Source organism: Rahnella inusitata (assembly GCF_003263515.1).
In the GTDB taxonomy this organism is placed as follows: domain Bacteria; phylum Pseudomonadota; class Gammaproteobacteria; order Enterobacterales; family Enterobacteriaceae; genus Rahnella; species Rahnella inusitata.
In genome coordinates this window covers 76,970-96,855 of the sequence record NZ_JYDE01000042.1, presented here as the reverse complement: position 1 = coordinate 96,855, position 19,886 = coordinate 76,970, and the positions used below count along the sequence as shown (strand labels likewise).

General features: G+C 53.7%; 20 protein-coding genes, 1 pseudogene and 1 riboswitch. Of the genes and pseudogenes, 7 read left to right on the top strand and 14 right to left on the bottom strand.

Features of this window, described 5'->3' with window-relative positions; genetic code table 11:
- Nucleotides 1–9: 9 nt before the first annotated feature.
- Nucleotides 10–219, top strand: a complete 210-nt coding sequence (gene cspE / locus TU92_RS20750) for a transcription antiterminator/RNA stability regulator CspE (RefSeq protein WP_056772010.1) — start codon at nt 10–12, stop codon at nt 217–219.
- Nucleotides 220–286: 67 nt separating this feature from the next.
- Here cspE and TU92_RS20745 read toward each other — a convergent pair whose 3' ends face one another.
- The 4 genes from TU92_RS20745 to TU92_RS20730 form a co-directional block, all read right to left on the bottom strand.
- On the bottom strand, nt 287–1,474 hold the full coding sequence (locus tag TU92_RS20745) for a multidrug effflux MFS transporter (protein WP_112169053.1): 1,188 nt from the start codon (nt 1,472–1,474) through the stop codon (nt 287–289).
- A gap of 9 nt (nt 1,475–1,483) precedes the next feature.
- Nucleotides 1,484–2,140, bottom strand: a complete 657-nt coding sequence (locus TU92_RS20740) for a TetR family transcriptional regulator (protein ID WP_112169051.1) — start codon at nt 2,138–2,140, stop codon at nt 1,484–1,486.
- A 430-nt stretch (nt 2,141–2,570) separates the two neighbouring features.
- A complete protein-coding gene (crcB, locus tag TU92_RS20735; protein WP_112169049.1) occupies nt 2,571–2,954 on the bottom strand; it encodes a fluoride efflux transporter CrcB in 384 nt (127 codons plus the stop codon).
- Between the two features lie 64 nt (nt 2,955–3,018).
- A riboswitch (Fluoride riboswitch) is annotated at nt 3,019–3,081 on the bottom strand.
- A 22-nt stretch (nt 3,082–3,103) separates the two neighbouring features.
- Nucleotides 3,104–4,447 (bottom strand): aminotransferase class I/II-fold pyridoxal phosphate-dependent enzyme, encoded by a 1,344-nt coding sequence (locus tag TU92_RS20730; protein WP_112169047.1) that lies wholly within the window; start codon nt 4,445–4,447, stop codon nt 3,104–3,106.
- Nucleotides 4,448–4,666: 219 nt separating this feature from the next.
- On the opposite strand from TU92_RS20730, the gene TU92_RS20725 reads away from it, so the two are divergent.
- The 6 genes from TU92_RS20725 (at nt 4,667) to tatA (ending at nt 9,765) form a co-directional block, all read left to right on the top strand.
- Nucleotides 4,667–5,626 (top strand): substrate-binding domain-containing protein, encoded by a 960-nt coding sequence (locus tag TU92_RS20725; RefSeq protein ID WP_112169045.1) that lies wholly within the window; start codon nt 4,667–4,669, stop codon nt 5,624–5,626.
- 17 nt (nt 5,627–5,643) lie between these two features.
- Nucleotides 5,644–6,444 (top strand): deaminated glutathione amidase, encoded by an 801-nt coding sequence (locus TU92_RS20720; protein ID WP_112169099.1) that lies wholly within the window; start codon nt 5,644–5,646, stop codon nt 6,442–6,444.
- Between the two features lie 194 nt (nt 6,445–6,638).
- Nucleotides 6,639–7,547, top strand: coding sequence for an ABC transporter substrate-binding protein (locus TU92_RS20715; RefSeq protein ID WP_112169043.1), 909 nt, complete (start codon nt 6,639–6,641; stop codon nt 7,545–7,547).
- Complete coding sequence (locus TU92_RS20710) at nt 7,544–8,527, top strand: amino acid ABC transporter permease (protein ID WP_112169041.1); 984 nt, start codon at nt 7,544–7,546, stop codon at nt 8,525–8,527. Before TU92_RS20715 ends, TU92_RS20710 begins: the two co-directional genes overlap by 4 nt.
- A complete protein-coding gene (locus tag TU92_RS20705; protein ID WP_112169039.1) occupies nt 8,524–9,321 on the top strand; it encodes an amino acid ABC transporter ATP-binding protein in 798 nt (265 codons plus the stop codon). The genes TU92_RS20710 and TU92_RS20705 overlap by 4 nt, the downstream gene beginning before the upstream one ends.
- Nucleotides 9,322–9,561: 240 nt before the next feature.
- Complete coding sequence (tatA, locus tag TU92_RS20700) at nt 9,562–9,765, top strand: Sec-independent protein translocase subunit TatA (RefSeq protein ID WP_112169037.1); 204 nt, start codon at nt 9,562–9,564, stop codon at nt 9,763–9,765.
- A gap of 123 nt (nt 9,766–9,888) precedes the next feature.
- Here the strand turns inward: tatA and lipA are convergent, their stop codons facing one another.
- The 10 genes and pseudogenes from lipA to rsfS form a co-directional block, all read right to left on the bottom strand.
- Nucleotides 9,889–10,854 carry a lipoyl synthase gene (gene lipA / locus TU92_RS20695; protein ID WP_112169035.1) on the bottom strand — a complete coding sequence of 322 codons (966 nt, stop codon included), beginning with the start codon at nt 10,852–10,854 and terminating at the stop codon, nt 9,889–9,891.
- Between the two features lie 244 nt (nt 10,855–11,098).
- Nucleotides 11,099–12,085: a YbeF family transcriptional regulator gene (locus TU92_RS20690; protein WP_112169034.1), complete on the bottom strand. Its 987-nt coding sequence runs from the start codon at nt 12,083–12,085 to the stop codon at nt 11,099–11,101.
- Nucleotides 12,086–12,251: 166 nt separating this feature from the next.
- On the bottom strand, nt 12,252–12,935 hold the full coding sequence (gene lipB, locus TU92_RS20685; protein WP_112169032.1) for a lipoyl(octanoyl) transferase LipB: 684 nt from the start codon (nt 12,933–12,935) through the stop codon (nt 12,252–12,254).
- A gap of 72 nt (nt 12,936–13,007) precedes the next feature.
- Nucleotides 13,008–13,271: a DUF493 family protein YbeD gene (ybeD, locus tag TU92_RS20680; protein WP_112169030.1), complete on the bottom strand. Its 264-nt coding sequence runs from the start codon at nt 13,269–13,271 to the stop codon at nt 13,008–13,010.
- A 125-nt stretch (nt 13,272–13,396) separates the two neighbouring features.
- A complete protein-coding gene (dacA, locus tag TU92_RS20675) occupies nt 13,397–14,605 on the bottom strand; it encodes a D-alanyl-D-alanine carboxypeptidase DacA (RefSeq protein WP_112169028.1) in 1,209 nt (402 codons plus the stop codon).
- A 139-nt stretch (nt 14,606–14,744) separates the two neighbouring features.
- Nucleotides 14,745–15,881 carry an endolytic peptidoglycan transglycosylase RlpA gene (gene rlpA / locus TU92_RS20670; protein ID WP_112169026.1) on the bottom strand — a complete coding sequence of 379 codons (1,137 nt, stop codon included), beginning with the start codon at nt 15,879–15,881 and terminating at the stop codon, nt 14,745–14,747.
- Between the two features lie 9 nt (nt 15,882–15,890).
- Nucleotides 15,891–17,003 carry a peptidoglycan glycosyltransferase MrdB gene (mrdB, locus tag TU92_RS20665; RefSeq protein ID WP_112169024.1) on the bottom strand — a complete coding sequence of 371 codons (1,113 nt, stop codon included), beginning with the start codon at nt 17,001–17,003 and terminating at the stop codon, nt 15,891–15,893.
- A gap of 6 nt (nt 17,004–17,009) precedes the next feature.
- Nucleotides 17,010–18,913, bottom strand: a pseudogene (gene mrdA / locus TU92_RS20660) (peptidoglycan DD-transpeptidase MrdA).
- A gap of 43 nt (nt 18,914–18,956) precedes the next feature.
- Nucleotides 18,957–19,427 (bottom strand): 23S rRNA (pseudouridine(1915)-N(3))-methyltransferase RlmH, encoded by a 471-nt coding sequence (gene rlmH, locus TU92_RS20655; RefSeq protein ID WP_013576495.1) that lies wholly within the window; start codon nt 19,425–19,427, stop codon nt 18,957–18,959.
- Between the two features lie 3 nt (nt 19,428–19,430).
- Nucleotides 19,431–19,748 (bottom strand): ribosome silencing factor, encoded by a 318-nt coding sequence (gene rsfS / locus TU92_RS20650; protein ID WP_056771497.1) that lies wholly within the window; start codon nt 19,746–19,748, stop codon nt 19,431–19,433.
- Between the last annotated feature and the right edge of the window lie 138 nt (nt 19,749–19,886).

Below are 19,886 nucleotides of genomic sequence, written 5' to 3'. Positions count from 1 at the left end.
GTAAGTTTGATGTCTAAGATTAAAGGTAGCGTTAAGTGGTTCAATGAATCTAAAGGTTTTGGTTTCATTACCCCTGAAGATGGCAGCAAAGATGTTTTCGTTCATTTCTCTGCTATTTCCAGCCAGGGCTTCAAGACCCTCGCTGAAGGCCAGCGCGTAGAGTTCGAAATCACCAATGGTGCCAAAGGCCCGTCGGCTGCTAACGTTATCGCTATCTGACTTTAGCCGAATTCTTAAAAAACCCGCCGAAGCGGGTTTTTTTTTGCCTGTCTGTCATCAAGTAACGTTAAGCCGGTTTGCGCACCAGCGTCACGAACAGCAGGATGGCTATCGCGTAGCAGCCGAGCATGGTCAGCGCCATCGAGAGCGCAGGCATACTGCCGAAACCGGTCACCGGCACGGCAAGCGCGCCCAGCGCAAACATACACACACCCAACAGCGCCGACGCGCTGCCCGCATTTTTCCCCTGACTTTGCATCGCCAGCGATCCGGCATTCGGGCTGACAATCCCGATCACCATCACCGAGAAGAACAACGGCACCAGCAGCATAATCAGCGGCGCACCAAGACTGGCGGCGATCACCAGCGCGACAGACGCCACGGCGGCAATGCACAGACCGGTTTTCACCAGCGCCATTTCGCCATAGCGACGGCTAAAGCGGGTGGATACCTGCGCGGAAATGACCAGACCGATGCCGTTGACCGCAAAGCACAGGCTGAACATCTGCGGGCTAAGGTGATAAATCTGCTGCAAGACGAACGGCGATGCGCCGATATAGGCGAACATTCCCGCCATCACGAAGCCCTGCGTCAGGCACAATCCCATAAACGGACGGTGTTTCAGTAATGAAAAGACCGAGCCGAGCATGCTGAAAATTCCGCCCTGCGAACGGCGCTCCGGCGGCAGCGTCTCGTGCAACTTCAGCGCCGAGGAGGCAAACAGCATGATGGAGATGACCGCCAGCACGCCGAAAATCCCCCGCCAGTTCATCCAGCTCAGCATCGCGCCACCCAGCACCGGTGCAATGATCGGCGCCAGCCCGTTGACCAGCATCAACAAGGCAAAGAAGCGTGTCAGCTCGTGACCGTTGTACAAATCTCTGGCGACAGCGCGGGAAAGTACTGCGCCACCTGCACCGGCGATGCCCTGAAGTAAACGGGCAATAATCAGCTGATGAATATCCGGTGCTACGGCGCACCACACCGAGGCGGCCAGCAGCAAGGCCAGCGACCATAACAAGGGACGAATGCGGCCATAGCGATCGCTTAGCGGACCAAAAATCAGCTGGCCGAAGCCGAGACCGAGCAACCCTGCGGTGAGGCTCAGTTGCGCGCTGGCGGTGGAAGTATTCAGTTCACCGGCCAGTTCTGGCAGCGCCGGTAAATACAAATCGGTACATAACGGACCGAGAGCGGCGAGTGAGCCGAGAACCAGGGCATAGCCGAGGCGTTTTTCTTGCAGGTGAGCGCTCATGGTGGGGAGTTATTCCGGTTTACTGGGGGTGAAATCCGTGTTGAAGAGATCCTGAAAGTAGCGATGGTATAACGCTTCCAGAACCTCCGCATCGGCATGAACGGTGGTCAGACGGCGGAAGGCGGTGCCTTCACAGATGACGGCGAGGCTTTCGACTTTTGCTGTCATTTCCTCATCTGAAAACTGTGGGAAACTTTTACTTAGGAATGATTTGGCTTCGTTAAACAACTGCTTTTCTGAATCCCGCCAGATCTTTTCCACCGCCGGATTGCGGGTGGCTTCGGCGGCCACCTCCAGCATCAGCGCGTGGTCAATTTCGGCCTGCTCTTTTTGTTCCGAACAGACATCTTCCTTAAACGGTGAACTGAGATTACCAATTCGCCGGTGCGCCAGATTGTGGGCGATCTGCTGTAAATTATGGGCGTTACCGGTGATCAGCTGGATTTTTTTCATCACCATACGACGCACGATTTCTTCGATAATGGCGTCTTTGTTGGCGAAATAACGATAAATCTGCCCCACGCTGAGCTGCGACGTTTTGGCTATCTCTGCCATGCCGGCACCGTGAAAACCGTGCTTACGAAAACACAATCGGGCGGCGGCGATGATCTGGTCGCGGCGGGCGCTGATGCGCGCGTCTTTACTGCATTGTTGGGGGGCAAGCATGGAAGTCCTGGCGTGTCGCTGTCATTGATTGTGAACGATCATTCTCAATTATAGGCAATAAGGGCCATCAGGACAATATTTGTATCAGGAATGTAGCAAAAACGGCGCATTCCAGAAGAATGCACCGTTTTTATGAAGAGAGGGAATTAAGGCATGGCATGAACAGGCAGGATTATGCGAAATACGCCTGTAAGAAAGCCGCCAGGGTCAGGACACAAAGGGCCACAACCAGATATTCAGATGACGTTTTTGGAGCAGAAAACATGGCAAACCTCAATGTGTGCAAATAACGAACCAGACTTGATGTGGTCTATTATCTGCGACAAACATGAAGGAAACATTAAGACAAAGAGGAGAGTTGTGAATCTGCATCACGGTTTGAAAACAACAGCGGGGCGTTTACGCAGAAAAGCCCCGCTGCCGGAGAGGATCAGTGCGCGGTGTACCAGCTGACCAGCGCGAACGCCAGTAAAGTCATGGCAAGGGAACCAGCCAGATTAAGCGCCATGTTGAGTGCTGCCGCACCGAAACGGCCATCCTGCAACATGTAAACAACTTCCAGCGAGAACGTAGAAAAGGTGGTCAGGCCGCCGCAGAAACCGGTGGTGATCAGCATTTTCCAGACCGGATCCAGGTGCGTCATCTTGCTAAAAATGGCAATACACAGCCCGATGATAAACGCGCCGACCAGGTTGACCGTCAGCGTGCCGACCGGCAGCACCGGGCTCATTCCATTCATTTTCAGGCTGACATACCACCGGACAACGCTGCCAATGCCGCCGCCAATAAAGACTGCAAGTAAGGTGCTAAACATATAATCCCTTCTAAGTAAGTTGAATTCAGAAAGGTCCGGGCACGACGCTACGAACCTCTCGCGAGATTGCGTAGACATCATCAGCCGGTAAAGGCGGTTTGGGAGGAATGTCATCTCCATACAGCAGGCGCTGATTTTAGCGTGAAACGTCAGCCCATCGCCAGCACTATGGCATCGGCAATCAGATCGACTTTATCCGCCATGATCTGACTGGTGCTGATGCGGATAAACTGCCCCGGTCCGATGCGGCAACGTTCGCCCGGCAGCACGGCGATCCCGCGTGCGGCCAGCGTCACCAGTGCAAACTGCTCGGAGGGCACCGGGATCCATATCGCCAGCCCGTCACGTTCCGGGATATTCACGCCGCGAATGCGCAGGGCATCGGACATCGCTTTGCGCCGTTCTGCGTACACTGCTTTGGCGTGCGTAATACCGGCCTGCGTTTTTGCGTCGTTAATCAGCCACGCCAGCGCCTGTTGCAGGATACGGCTCGACCACCCCGCGCCGAAATTACGGAATGATTTGATTTGCTTCACCAAATCCTCGGAACCGGACAGTACCGCCAGCCGTAAATCAGGGCCGTAGGCTTTGGAATAAGAGCGGACATGCACGGTGCGATCCGGCAAGACGCTGCCCATACTGACCGGCGGATAGGCCGACAGTTGCCCGATGCCGTCGTCTTCGATAATCAGCGTATTGCTCTCGCCGAGGATTTCCGCCAGTGCCGCAAAACGCGCGTCATTCAGCGCATGACCGCAGTGGGAATGGGTACGCGGCTGATAGATAAATGCCGAAGGGTTTTTGTTCAGTGCCAGGCTTAGCGATTCCGGGATCGGGCCAAATTCATCACATTTCACCGGCACAACCTGTGCGCCGAGATTGTCCAGCATATCGAGCAAACGCGTCGCGGTCGGGTCTTCAATCGCCACCACGGAGCCCTGCATCAGCAATGTTTGCAGCGTGAGATTCATGGCGTCGAAACCACCGTCGGCGGCCATAAACGACGGTGCGTTGTAAGGCCAGTCAGGTTTCACGGCATCGAGTAAGGCGGGCGCGATGGCTTCACGCTGATAGCTATTGAGATTGTCGGCACTGACGCCGTGCTGCATGGCTTCATGTAATTCCGGTAATAAGGCCGGATCGGGCGAGGAGAGCGCCAGATCGGCGATGATATGCTCGCCGAAATTACCGATCTTCTCAAAACGGGCAGGGCGCGGTGACAGCATATCGCCGCAGACCCAGACGCCATTTCTGCCGCGTCCCGCAATGACTTTCTGGCGGCGCAGCTGCCCCCAGGCGGCGGATACCGTCGCCGGACTCACCCCTAACGCCTGCGCCAGTTCGCGAACGGCGGGCAGGTGCGTACCTATCTCGATCACACCCGAACGGATCAGCGCTGCGGTTTCAATTGCAATACCGCGCATCGAACGATCCTGCAATTGTGTTGCTAACCATTGCGCATCCAGCGTTTTTTCAGGGGAATTTTCAGCCATCTTTTTGCCTTTTGTTCAGTAACAAAGATTCTATTGTACATATTAATTTATGCCATTAGTATCAAACTTAGCCAACGGAGGCGATAAAATAATCACGTTGCAGTGAACATGATCTCCTTCGTAAAAGAATTTGGTGCGTTTGTGGATCGGTTTGTGACCAACTGATGAACGCACAGTTATCTTTCTGCATTTCAGATGCTGACACTTAAGGGGATAGATGTGACGATTACCATCAGGCTGGCAGTACGTGACTGGGATTATTTTACGCCGCTGGCGTTGGGCGATCTTAAACCTGAAGGATTTAATCTCGAGATTGATCGTGTGGGGACGCTGGTTGATAACCTGGCGACCAGCGAGAAGTACGATGCAGGCGAAGTTTCGTTCAGCCGTTATGCACAGGGGCGCGCCCGTGGCGAATCCGATCTGCTGGCTATCCCGCATTTCCTGATGCGCGGTTTTCGTCAGCGTTGCATCATCACCCGGGATGACAGCCCGCTGACCGAGTTGTCGCAGCTGGCGGGGAAACGTATCGGCCTGACCGGCTGGCAGGATTCAGGCAACACCTGGACCCGCACGCTGCTGGCGCTGGAAGGCGTGGGGATTGAAGATGCAAACTGGTATGTGGGACGCCTGACCGAAGCGCACCCGATTGTCGATCGTCTGGCCGGTTTTGGCCGCGAAGGACGCATCGAAACGGTGCCGGGTGAACGTCCGATGATGGAACTGTTGCAGGAAGGCTGGCTGGACGCGATTTTCACGCCATTTATGCCCGACGGTTTTTTCAAACCGGATTCCGGTTTCCGCCAGTTCCAGCCCGATTTCCGTGCCGCCGAGCTGGCGTATTTCAATCGCGTCGGTTACATCCCCGGCATTCATTTGCTGGCTATCAAACCGGCACTGGCCGAAGCGCATCCGTGGCTGCCGCAGGCATTAAGCGACATCATCGACCGTTCGTATGAAATCTGGATGGATAAGCGCGCGAAATACGCCGATACCACGCCGTGGCTGCTGGATGATTTACGTCGCACGGTAGTGGATTTACCGGCGAACTGGAATACAAACGGTTTCGCGGCGAACGAGAAAATGATCGACGATTTTGCTCATGAATTACACGCACAGGGGCTGACTGCTCAGCGCCTGACGCCGGCAGATTTGTTCCCGCAGTTTGCCACCCGTTAATGGCCGGAGAAGTAATGATGAAAGTTGCATTAGGTCAGTTTGCTGTTGCCCGCGAATGGGAAGCCAACGTCGAAACCTGCCTGTCGCTGATGGCGAAATCACTGGAAGCCGGAACCGATTTACTGGTGCTGCCGGAAGGTATTTTAGCGCGTGATATCACCGACCCGGATTTGGTGCTAAAAGCCGCACAGCCGCTGGACGGTCCGTTCGTCAGCCAGCTGCTGGCCGCCAGCCGTGGTAATCAGATGACCACCATGATGAGCGTGCATACGCCTGCACCGGATGGCCGCGCGTATAACGTGCTGATTTCTATTCGTAATGGCGAAATCATTTCCGAATACCGCAAGCTGCATTTGTATGATGCGTTCTCCTCGCAGGAATCAAAAAACGTCACCGCCGGCGACGACGTGCCGCCGCTGGTCAACGTTGCCGGTTTTAACGTCGGCCTGATGACCTGTTATGACGTGCGTTTCCCTGAACTCGCGCGCCGTCTGGTGCTCGATGGCGCAGACGCGCTGGTACTGCCTGCCGCCTGGGTGAAAGGGCCGCTGAAAGAAATGCATTGGGAAGTTCTGGTCACCGCCCGCGCACTGGAAAATACCACCTATATGGTGGCGGTGGGCGAATGTGGCGAGCGCAATATCGGTAACAGTATGGTGGTCGATCCGCTCGGCGTGGCCATTGCCCGCGCCGCCGAAGCGCCTGCGTTAGTGTTTGCCGAGCTGGACAAAGATCGTCTGGCACATGCCCGTAAAGTGTTGCCGGTGCTGGCCAACCGCCGTTTTGGGTTGCCGCAGCTGAACAACGACGAGGCCTGAATCCGACTGGTCCTCACCGGTTGATATTCAGCGCCTAAAAGCAGTAACGCGAGCGCCTCACCAGGGAACTCGTTGTAAATAAAGACCTATAAACAGAAAGCATTATCCAAAGAAGTCCGCCACGGAAGGCATTAACTATAAATACACAACATTCATAAACTCACAGACTGATTTTTTACACAGAGGATTAAGAGATGATGGCAAAACAATTACGTCAGGCCGCGGTTCTGACTGCTGCATTACTTTCCGTGTCTTCCCTGAATACCTTTGCTGCTGAAAGTGTTGCGATTCCGACTCAGACAATGGATCCGGCGATCCACGCCAAATTACCTGCGGACATTCAGAAGTCGGGTGTGATGACCTCTGTGAACAATGGCTCTTTTCCTCCCTATGAAATCGTGACTGGCAGCAACGGTCTTGACGGTGCCAGTGCCGATCTGTCCCACGCGCTGGGAGAAGTGCTGGGCGTAAAAATTGAACACGCGTCGGTCACCGGTTTGTCCGGCATTTTGAGCGGCATGGCCGCAGGACGTTACCAGATGGGTATCGGCCCGATCGGTGATTATCCCGATCGCCAGGCGAAGAATGATTTTGTCGATTTCGTGAAAGAGTTTGTGGTGTTCGGCGTGCGTAAAGGCAATCCCGAAAAAATTAACGCGCTCGACGATACCTGCGGCAAGCGTATTGCCGTAATGGCGGGCGGTTCGGCTGAACAGGTGATCCGCAAGCAGTCTGAAGTGTGTGTGAAAGACGGCAAACCTGCCGTGACCGTGCAGTCATTCAGCGACCAGCCGACGTCCATTCTGGCGGTGCGTTCTAACCGCTCTGACGCCTTCTTCTCCTCTCAGGCGCCGCTGACGTACTTCGTTGAGAAAGCCAACGGCCAGCTGGAACTGACCGGCACTGGAAAATCTAACGGCTTCGGCGACATTTACCAGGGCACCGTGGTGCCGAAAGATTCCGCCGTACGCGATGCAATTCTGGCCGGTTATCAGAAGCTGTTTGATAACGGCACCTACGCCATCATCATGAAAAAATGGGGTCTGGAAGGCAATATGATTCAGGCACCGGGCATCAACCTGGCAAAGGCGCAACCTAAATGACCGACAAAACGTATAGTTCAAAGCCGGCAGTCAAGGACGACTATACGCAGGATCCACGCCGTAACGTTGAGTTCTCCCATGCACCCCGCAGCTTTGGCCGCTGGGTTGCCTGGATTGTGGTACTGCTGATCGCCGCAGATGTACTCTGGGGCGTATCGCAGAACAAGAACTTTGAATGGCACGTTGTCGCGCAATGGTTCTTGGAAGGTTCGGTGATCAAAGGTCTGGGCGTGACGCTTGGCCTGACCGTCGTTTCCATGTTGCTCGGTGTGTTCATTGGTCTGATGCTGGCCATTGCCCGTTTGTCTGACAGCCTGTTGCTGCGGCAGCTGGCGGGCTTGTACATCTGGTTCTTTCGCGGAACGCCGCTGCTGGTGCAGCTGCTGTTCTGGTACAACATGTCGACGTTATTCCCGCGCGTCGTACTGGGCGTTCCGTTTGGCCCGGAATACATGAGCTGGAACACCAATGATCTGATCACCCCGCTGACCGCCGCGATTGCCGGTCTGGCGCTGAACGAAGCCGCGTACATGGCGGAAATCATTCGCGCCGGTTTGCTCTCGGTGGATAACGGTCAGGCCGAAACCGCACAGGCGTTCGGTATGAGCCGCGGGCGCGCGCTGCGCCGGATTATTATTCCGCAGGCGATGCGTTCCATCATTCCACCAACAGGTAACCAGTTGATCAGTATGATCAAAGCGACATCGCTGGTCAGCGTCATCGCGATGGGCGATCTGCTGTATTCCGTGCAAACCATTTACAACCGTACCTTTGAAGTGGTGCCGATGCTGATGGTCGCCGTTATCTGGTATCTGTTTATCACCTCGCTGCTGAACCTCGGGCAGTCTGCCGTCGAGCGTTACTACTCCCGTGGTACGCGCCGTACGTTACCCAGTGTGAAGCGCCGTCAGAACGCGGCGGAAGAAAAAGCCGCGCCGATCATGAATTCACCGGGCATGGCCCGCAAGGAGGACTTATGAGTCATATGCCATCCGACGTACAGTCATCCGACACGGCGTCACTGGTGGTTGCCCGTAATGTGCATAAAAGTTACGGCGACAACGAAGTGCTCAAGGGTATTGATCTGGATGTAAAACCGAGCGAAGTGGTGGTGATCCTCGGGCCTTCGGGCTCGGGTAAATCGACGTTTCTGCGTTGCATTAATCATCTGGAAGATATCGATCGCGGTTCAATCATGGTGGGCGGTGAGCAGATTGGTTATGAACTGCGCGGCGACCGGCTGCACAAATTGTCCGAGCGGGCGATTGCGCGCCAGCGCCGGGATATCGGCATGGTGTTCCAGCAATTCAATCTGTATCCGCACATGACTGTGCTGCAAAACATTATTGAAGCGCCGGTGGGTGTGCATAAAGAATCCCGTCAGGAAGCGGAAAAATATGCCCGCGAGCTGCTGGAAAAGGTCGGGCTGAGCGATAAAGCCGACGCCTATCCGCGCCATCTTTCCGGCGGACAGCAACAGCGCGTAGCGATTGCCCGTGCGCTGGCGGTGAAACCTAAACTGATGCTGTTCGATGAGCCAACGTCGGCGCTCGATCCGGAACTGGTCGGCGAAGTGCTGGCAACAATGCGGGATCTGGCGCAGCAGGGGCTGACAATGATTGTTGTCACCCATGAGATCGGATTTGCAAAAGAAGCGGCCGACCGGGTGGTGTTTATGGATCGCGGGTATGTGGTCGAGCAGGGCGCGGCGGATGAAGTCTTAGTCAATCCGCAACATCCTCGTACGCAGGCTTTCCTGAGCCGGTTTATCTGACTGACAGCGGTGCAGCGAAACGCGGGTTGAAATCAAACTTGCGGCGTATTTTGGGCAGCGAAGGGCGGAATTGCTTTATGGGGGGGCGATTCTTGCTCATAATAGCCGTCGCTGGTCATAATGCGCACAGGTTTGGATCCGTTCTGTTACATTTTCGGGTTGTATTAGCGTCGCGAATGGCCGTTAATAATGACAGGTTGTTACCGCTGTTTTCTGGCACTCAGTGTAAAGAAGGTATGTATGGAAGGTCTAAGTATTACTAAATTGTTGGTGGTCGGCGTGCTGATCGTTCTGTTGTTCGGTACCAGCAAGCTGCGCTCTTTGGGCGGGGACCTTGGTGCCGCGCTGCGTGGCTTCAAGAAAGCCATGAACGATGATCCGGCTCCGGCAGCACCTGCTGAAAAAACGGCTGCAGAAGAAAAACGCGTAGAGCATAAAGACTGATATAAGCTCGCTGGCGTTACTGCAGAAAATAAAAAAGGTTGTTCTCGCGAACAACCTTTTTTGCATTCTGCAATTAAGAAGTAACAAAATATTTAAGCGCTGAACTGATTTCAGCGCCGCAAATTATTTTACTTCCATCCCTTTGGCTTGCAGATCCGCGTGATAAGAAGAACGCACGAACGGACCGCAGGCTGCGTGGGTGAAGCCCATTTCCATCGCTGCTTCTTTCATCTGGTCAAACTCTTCCGGGCTGACGTAACGCTGCACCGGCAGGTGGTGACGGCTTGGTTGTAAATACTGGCCGAGCGTCAGCATGGTCACACCGTGGCGGCGCAGATCGCGCATCACTTCGATGATCTCTTCGTTAGTCTCACCCAAACCAACCATCAGGCCAGATTTGGTAGGCACTTCCGGATGCGCTTCTTTGAAACGTTGCAGCAGAGTCAGTGACCACTCGTAGTTTGCCCCAGGGCGAACCTGACGGTAAACGCGCGGTACGTTTTCCAGGTTGTGGTTGAACACGTCCGGCGGCGTCTCGTTGAGAATATCCAGCGCACGATCCATACGGCCACGGAAATCAGGCACCAGTGTTTCGATTTTAATCGTCGGGTTCTTGGCACGGATGGCGGCGATACAGTCGGCAAAGTGCTGAGCACCACCGTCGCGCAAGTCATCGCGGTCAACCGAGGTGATCACCACATAACGCAGGCCCATATCCGCAATGGTCTGTGCCAGTTTTTCTGGCTCATTCACATCAGGCGCGGTAGGACGGCCATGTGCCACGTCGCAGAACGGGCAACGGCGGGTACAAATCGCGCCGAGGATCATGAAGGTCGCGGTGCCGTGGTTAAAGCATTCAGAAAGATTCGGGCAGGCGGCTTCCTCACACACGGAGTGCAAACCGTTCTTGCGCAGCGCCGCTTTGATGCCCTGAATTTTAGTTGAGTCGGCAGGCAATTTGATTTTCATCCATGCCGGCTTACGTAACATTTCCTGCCGGTCGCTGACCACGGTTTTCACCGGGATTAACGCCATCTTATCTGCATCGCGGTATTTAACGCCGCGTTCCATCTGAATCGGTTTACTCATAGTCTTGCAGCTTCCAGGTTTGTCTCTCGTAACTCGAGATTTTTCAGGACATTCAATGAACTGGCTGATTCATCAAAAAAAGTAGAAATAATGCGGAAATTATATCATTGAAGCATCGTTACGTTCAGCCCTTCGTCATGGCCTGAAGTGCTAAATGCTGCATTTTTTTAACCTGGGTCACATCATTTGTGCGCGGGTGAGGGCGTTTTTTGAGCGCAATCTACTGAATTTTCTCTGAATTTACTCAGAGGGCGGGGGACGGTTGATTGGTGTTAATAGGGTGTGAATTTTTTTGCCCCCGTGCGGATTTTTCTTGCTGAACGAAAGCATCACCGATGGCGTCAATAATCATGCTCAGCGTTTTGTCGCTATTGGCGGCTTTCTTGTAATACATCATCACGGTGTACGACAGTGTCGGTATTTCGCAGGCGAGTTTCTGCACTTCGAACGTATTGGCAAACATATCCACCAGTTTTTCCGGCAGGATGCCCAGTAAGTCAGTGCTGGCGACCATCGACAGAATATTGATGGCGTTGTAACTGGTAAACACAATCGGCCGGTCGGGCAGGGATTCGCTGAGTTCAAATTGCATCCGCTTCAGGTCACTGGCGTTGGTGATGAGAGTGGTTTGCGGCAGCGTCACGGCTTGTTCGGCGCTCAGGGTTTCGTTAACGGTAGAATGGTTTTTCCTGCAAACAAACACGGTGCTGTCTGACATCAGCGTGATGGCTTTCAATGACTTATTAAATAACGGGCTGGTGTCTATCACTAAATCGGCACGGTGCTGGATCAGCGTATCTTCCGGATCAAGCAAAGGCAGATGCTTGAGCGTGTAGTTGCAGTTAATTTTCTCAAGTTCTTTAAGGATCAGCGGAAAGGTGATGAGCGCAATATAAGGAAAGCAACTGACGGTCAGCACGCGGGATTTATCATTATCGTGCGTGAAGTCCAGCCCGGTCAGAATGGAGCTGAGACCCAGGCTGATATGTTTATGCAGGTTGGTCGCGTATGCCGTCGGGCTGATGCCCTGACCGGTACGGATAAACAACGGATCGGGAAACGTATTACGTAATTTCTGAATAGACTGGCTGACCGACGAGGGCGTCAGGTTCAGTGCTTTGGCGGCATGAACAATGCCTTTATGCAGATACACCGCTTCAAAAACGGTCAGCAGGTTGAGATCCAGATTACGGAGCTTGCTCAGGCTGGCACTAATATCTTTATCATCCATATAACATTCCTGACAGTGTAGAAGACTGTCCCGGCGTGCTGCTGGCCGGGGAGTGCGCTTATCCTTAAGCGATAAAATGCTGATAGAGACTTAGCGTGATGATAGTAAACCAAATTACGGCATCAACCTGTGATTTCTCATGACATTTCCCGAGACAACTCACAAATCAGAGCGCGGCGACGCCATACTGCTCAATCTGCCAGGGCATATAATCAACTTGCTGATAATTAAGATGATGATTGAAAGCTTTTACCAACACTGGCATGACCTGATCGACAGTCAGCCCCGGCTTTTCGCGGCTGGCCTGAGTCATTTCCAGACCGGCATATCCACAGGGATTGATGCGGTGGAACGGTTCCAAATCCATATCAATATTCAGCGCCAGGCCGTGTAAGGAGCAGCCTTTACGGATGCGCAACCCGAGCGAGCAGATTTTTTTGCCATCAACGTACACCCCCGGCGCATCGGCGCGAGGATAAGCATCAATAGAAAAATGGGCCAGCGTATCGACCACGGTTTGCTCGATTGCAGTGACTAACTGACGCACGCCGAGTTTTTTGCGTTTCAAATCTACCATCACATACATCACCTGCTGACCGGGACCGTGATACGTCACCTGACCGCCGCGGTCACTCTGGATAACGGGAATATCGCCCGGCATCAGCACATGCTCTGCTTTCCCGGCCTGACCCTGTGTAAACACGCGATGATGCTCAACCAGCCAGATTTCATCCAGCGTATCAGCTGTGCGGTGTTCAGTGAAATGATGCATGGCCAGCGAAACGGGCTCATAAGGCTGAAGACCAAGCTGACGCAGTACGATACGTTCTTGAGGATTTTGTGATTGCACGGCGGTTACCGTCAGTAGAAGGGAAGACGCCGCGCGACAGACTGACTCCCGCGCGGATTAATCAGAAAGGGCTTACAGCACCATGCGGACAATTTCGATATTGCCCAGCTCATCGTACAGGGTTTCGACCTGATCGATATGCGTGGCAGTGATCGTAATAGAAACGGAGTGGAAATTCCCTTTACTGCTCGGTTTTACCTGAGGATTGTAGTCGCCAGGCGCATGGCGTTGCACGACTTCCACAACCTGGTCCACCAGCTCGGGTTGTGCCAGGCCCATTACTTTGTAGGTAAAGGAACAAGGGAATTCGAGCAGTTCGTTCAGTTTGGTTTTCATGTGCACTCCAGCGTGTTGTACCGCGTATTAAGTATTGTCTCTGAAAGTATAACTCCCGCCGGAGCGGGAGCTAATATCTATACCCATTATATGGGGACTGTTGCAAACTATTTCAAGCGGGCAACTTAACCAAACCAATGATGGAACATCAGTTTGATGTAATCCACGATGCGACCGAAGAAACCGCCTTCTTTCACTTCGTTCATCACTACCAGCGGGCGCTCATCAATCGTTTTGCCATCCAGCTGGAAGTTGATCGAACCGACAACCTGATTTTTCTGCAACGGTGCGTGCAGTTCTGGCGTATTCAGCACGTAGCTGGCTTTCAAATCTTTCATGCGGCCGCGCGGGATGGTCAGATACGCATCTTTTTCCACGCCCAGTGCGACGCGATCGGTATCACCAAACCATACTGGCTCAGACGCAAACTCTTTGCCTGCTTTCAGCGGAGACACGGTTTCGAAGAAGCGGAAGCCCCAGGTCAGCAGCTTTTTGCTTTCAACTTCACGGCCTTTGTAAGTATGACCGCCCATCACGGCGGAGATCAGACGCATCTGGCCTTCAGTCGCAGAGGCCACCAGATTGTAACCTGCCGATTCCGTATGGCCGGTTTTGATACCATCCACGCTCAGGCTTTGATCCCACAGCAAACCGTTGCGGTTCATCTGACGGATATTGTTGAAGGTGAACTCTTTCTCTTTGTAGGTCGCGTACTCTTCCGGCACATCGCGGATCAGCGCCTGGCCGATCAACGCCATATCACGCGCTGAGCTGTACTGACCTTCTGCATCCAGACCATGAACCGTACCGAAATGGGTATTTTTCAGGCCAAGAGCGTTTACGTAGTTATTCATCATGGCAACGAAAGCGTCCTGACTTCCGGCGACATGGTCAGCCATCGCGACGCAGGCATCGTTACCTGATTGCAGAATAATGCCACGGTTGAGTTCGGACACCGGCACGCGATCGCCTGGTTTGAGGAACATCAGGGAAGAACCTTTGAACACCGGATTGCCGGTTGCCCAGGCATCCTGACCGACGGTAACGATGTCCGTCGGGCTGATTTTGCCTGCCTTGATGGACTGACCAATCACGTAGCTGGTCATCATTTTTGTCAGGCTGGCCGGGTCACGGCGGGCATCGGCATTCATTTCTGCCAGAACTTTGCCGGAGTTGTAGTCGATCAGGACATAGGCTTCAGCATCAATTTGCGGAACGCCAGGGATCATTGTTTTTAAATTAACATCGTCGGCATAAGCGGACGCTGCACTGAAGGAGATAACGGTGCCAAATGCGAGGCTTTTGACTAAACGTGAAGTGTTTACAAGTTTCATGATCGGGACAACAACATCCGTAGGAGTAGGTGATAAACGTGCGTCACTATAGCAGAAGAGTCCTGTATCAGACATCTACGATTACCGGCGCTTACTGATTTTTACTTATGAAACAGGGCTCACGCCCTGTCTCTGATAATTAATTGCTGGCCGTCACGAATGACTGCTGCTGCGCTTCGCTGGCCAGTCGCTGCTGTAACTGGACGGCCTGCTGGCGGGTGCTGAAGGGGCCAAGTTGCACGCGGTAAGTGCTGCCGTTCGCCTGCACTTTTCCCGGCACCGAGAAACGCTGGCTGAGGCTTTTCTGCCACAACTGTGCATTCTGCGGATTACTCAGGGCGCCGACCTGAACCATATAGCCTGAGCCTGAGATAGCCGTGGTGTGAGCAGGTGCCGCCACGGCTGCGGTAGCGGCAACCGGCGCTGCGGTGGCCATTACCGGCGCGGAGACCGGTTCACTGCTTTCCAGAACACCATTACGTAACGGTGTGGGTGCGCTGAGGAAACCGCCATTGCCGCTGTTGCCTGACATTGTCGTCACAGGAGCATTGCCGCCTGCTGCTTCATCATTGGTCAGCGGCGCAGCGTTCGGGTTACTCAGCGTGCTGTTATCAATGGGACGCACATCGGACGTGCTCACCGGCTCAGCCTGCATCGTAGGCGTTCCCATGTCGCTCGCGCCTAAGCTTGGGCGAGCGGGCAGGGCATAAGACTGTTTGGCGACGGTAGTGCCGATGGTGCCGGGGCCGGTCATGGTGCCGTCCTGAGCAACATTAATGAAATCGATGCGCACTTTGGTGCTGTTGGTCAGGTTCAGACGATCTGCAGCGGCCTGCGACAGGTCGATGATTTTGCCCGGCACGTAAGGACCACGGTCGTTGACGCGAACCACCAGCATACGGCCAGTGGCCATATTGGTAACGCGTACATAGCTTGGGATCGGCAGCGTAGGGTGGGCGGCGGTCATGGCAGTCGGATCAAATTCTTCGCCAATCGCAGTGGTGTTGCCGCCGTTTTCTTGCCCGTACCAGGCGGCCTGTCCTACCTGCGAGAAGTTGGACGGATCTTTGACGATTTTATAGGTTTTACCGTTAACGGTATAATCCTGCATCGTACCCTGATTATAAGGCTCGTAACGCGGATCAGCGCCGCCGATTTCCACCACCGGGCCGTTATACGCCTGTTGTGGCACCGGTTGTTGTTGCTGAGTTTCGTCAGTGGCGCAGCCACTTAACAGCAAACCGATAATGACAGCTCCAAGCCACTCCTTACGCATTGCTCACCTCTATAAATTTTTCGACAACATTTTTCGATGAGTATGTATCGACATGACGATACCAAACCCTGCCATTAGCACGATGAGTGCTGACCCGCCATAGCTGACCAGAGGCAAAGGTACCCCAACCACCGGGACAATACCACTGACCATGCCGATGTTAACAAAGACATAAACAAACAGAATCAGCATCAGTCCACCGGACATGACGCGTCCGAAGGTTGTCTGAGCATGGGCGGCAATCATCAGACCGCGCATTATGAGGCATAAATACAGGCCGAGCAGCACCAGCACGCCTATCAGACCCAGCTCTTCAGCAAGTACTGCAAAGATAAAGTCTGTATGGCGTTCTGGCAGAAATTCCAGCTGTGACTGAGTGCCGTGCAGCCAGCCTTTGCCGGAGAAACCGCCTGAGCCGATGGCGATTTTCGACTGAATAATATGATAGCCCGCGCCGAGCGGATCGCTCTCCGGATCCAGCAACATCATCACGCGGTCGCGCTGGTAATCGTGCATCAGGAAGAACCACAGGATCGGGATAAAGGCGGCGACCAAAATGGCGGCGACGGCGATCAGTTTCCAGCTCATACCGGACAGGAACAGCACGAACAGGCCGGATGCGGCGATCAGAATCGACGTCCCCAGATCGGGCTGTGCAGCCACCAGCAGGGTAGGGATGAAAATCAGCGCCAGCGCGATGGCGGTATTTTTCAGTGAAGGCGGACACACGTCGCGGTTAATAAAGCGCGCCACCATGAGCGGGACGGCGATTTTCGCCAGTTCCGAGGGCTGGAATTTGATGATGCCTAAATCCAGCCAGCGCTGCGCACCTTTACTGATGCTGCCAAACGCATCCACCAGCACCAGCAGAAAGACGCAGAAGATATACAGATAGGGCGCCCAGCTTTCGTAAACACGCGGTGGAATTTGCGCCATGACCAGCATGATTACCAGACCCATCAGAATCTGGCCGACTTTACGTTCCATCATGCCAAGATCCTGACCACTCGCGCTCCACATCACAAACGCACTGTAAGTCAGCAGCGCAAGTATGATCAGCAACATGGTCAGGTCGATGTGCATTTTCGACCACAATGATCTTTTTTGTTGGTTCTCAGTCATTGCCGGTTAATCACCTTCGGTTCCCGGCGGCGCAGGCGCGTCAGCCGGTAATTGTGTCGTGTTATCGCCCAATAAAATATGGTCGAGTATCTGCCGCGAAATCGTCCCGACTGCCGGACCTGCACCGCCGTTTTCCAGCACCACGGCCACGGCCACGGTAGGCTTGTCATACGGCGCAAAAGAGGTCATCAGTTTATGGTCACGCAGATGCTCTGCAATCTTATGCGCATTATAGATTTCATTGGCTTTCAAACCGTAAACTTGTGCTGTACCGGATTTGGCTGCGGCTTTATAGGGAGCATCAGCAAAAAACTTCCTCGCAGTGCCGTTCGGGCGATTGGCGACGCCATACATCCCGTCTTTGGCGATTTCCCAATAGCCGGAATGGATGTCACCAATCTGCGTGGTGTCTTCCTGACGGTATGGCACCTGCTTGCCATCAATTTTGGTACTCAGCAACAGATGCGGCGTTTTGACGTCACCGTCATTAATCAGCGTGGTCATTGCTTTCATGATCTGTATCGGCGTGGCAGTCCAGTAACCCTGACCGATGCCCACCGGAATGGTGTCGCCCTGATACCAGGGTTTCTTAAAGCGCTTAAACTTCCAGTCACGGTTTGGCATGTTACCGCTGCGCTCTTCCGAAAGGTCGATGCCGGTGTAATGACCGTAACCGAATTTGCCCATCCACTCTGAAAGGCGATCGATACCCATATCGTACGCGACCTGATAGAAGAAGGTATCGGCGGATTCCTCAAGGGCTTTGGTGACGTTCAGGCGGCCATGGCCCCAGTGTTTCCAGTCACGATAGCGCTTGTCCGAGCCAGGTAACTGCCACCAGCCGGGGTCAAATAATGAGGTATTTTTAGTTATCACGCCGGATGTCAGCGCAGAGACGGAAATATAAGGTTTTACCGTTGAGGCAGGCGGATACACGCCCTGCGTGGTGCGGTTAATCAGCGGTTTATCGGCATCATTTAACAGCCGGCTGTAATCCTTACTGGAGATCCCTTCGACGAACAGATTCGGGTCATAGCTTGGGTTCGAGACCAGCGCGCGAATTGCACCATCACGCGGATCGCTCACCACCACAGCGCGCGGCTGGTAGTCAGGAGTTCTTCGATATATTGCTGCAACGGCAAGTCGATAGTCAGGTAAATATCTTTACCCGCCTGAGGCGGCTCTTCGTGCAACTGGCGGATCACCCGGCCACGGTTATTAACTTCCACTTCTTCATAGCCCGTTTTGCCGTGAAGCGTGTCTTCGTAATACCGTTCGATACCGAGTTTACCGATGTCGTGCGTGGCGGCGTAGTTGGCCAGAATGCCGTCTTTATCCAGACGCTCCACATCACGATCGTTAATTTTCGACACATAGCCGATGACGTGCGTCAGCGCGGAACCATACGGGTAATAGCGGCGCTGATAGCCTTTCACTTCCACGCCGGGGAAATGGAACTGGTTCACGGAGAAACGGGCGACCTGTACTTCGGTCAATGCGGTTTTCACTGCAATAGACGTGAAGCGTCTGGATCGCTGGCGTTCTTTCTTGAAGTTTTCGATATCGTCAGGTGTTAAATCGACGATGGGCTTGAGGGCCTCCAGCGTGGCCTGCAAATCATCCACTTTTTCCGGGACCAGCTCGAGCTGATAAATGGTGCGGTTAAGCGCCAGTGGCGTACCGTTGCGGTCATAGATAATGCCGCGGCTGGGCGCGATGGGCACCAGCTTAATGCGGTTATCATTGGAACGGGTCTGGTAATCCTGGAAACGAACAATTTGCAGGTTATACAGATTGAAGGCCAGGACACCGCTAAGTAGCAGAATGCCGATAAACGCCACCAGTGCACGGCGCACGAAGAGGGCTGATTCAGCCGTATAGTCGCGAAAAGGGTTACGATCTATTTTCATCCCACTACTTAATTCATGTTGCTGACATTCAATTCACCACCCGTTATTCGCGGTGGTATGGATGATTGGTGGTAATACTCCAGGCGCGGTAAAGACTCTCCGCCACCAGGACCCGCACCAGCGGGTGAGGGAGCGTTAACGGAGAGAGCGACCAGCTCTGTTCCGCTGCGGCTTTACAGGCCGGTGCCAGCCCTTCCGGACCGCCAATTAACAGGCTGACGTTGCGTCCGTCCTGTTTCCAGCGTTCCAGTTGTTGCGCCAGTTGCGGGGTTTCCCACGGTGTCCCTGGAATATCCAGTGTGACAATGCGGTTCCCCTTTCCGACAGCAGCCAGCATCTGTTCGCCTTCCTTTTCAAGAATGCGTTTGATGTCTGCATTTTTCCCGCGCTTCCCTGCCGGAACTTCAGTCAGTTCAAACGGCATATCTTTGGGAAAACGGTGCAGATAATCGTTAAAACCGGTTTGTACCCAGTCTGGCATTTTGGTGCCGACGGCGACAAGTTGCAGTTTCACGGCTTAGCCCCAGAGTTTCTCGAGCTCGTACAGCTGACGGCTTTCTTCTTGCATGACGTGAACAATCACTTCACCCAGATCAACCACAACCCAGTCGGCTTCGTTAATACCTTTAACGCCCATCGCATCAATGCCGACGGCTTTAACTTCTTCCACCAGGTGACCGGCGATAGAAACAACGTGACGGCTGGACGTGCCGGTACAAATAATCATGCAGTCAGTAATACTGGATTTACCCACAACATCAATGGCAATGATGTCTTGTGCTTTCAGGTCATCGACTTTATCGATAACAAAATCTTGGAGCGCTTTACCTTGCAAAGGTTCCCCCTGGGGATGTTTGAAACACGTTGACTCCATAAGACATCCGCCGGTGTGACACCTGAGCAATGAACGGTCTCATGAAGGAGTGGCATAGCGGCAATCAGAAAACGCCTCAAAGCGTTTAATAATCAATAA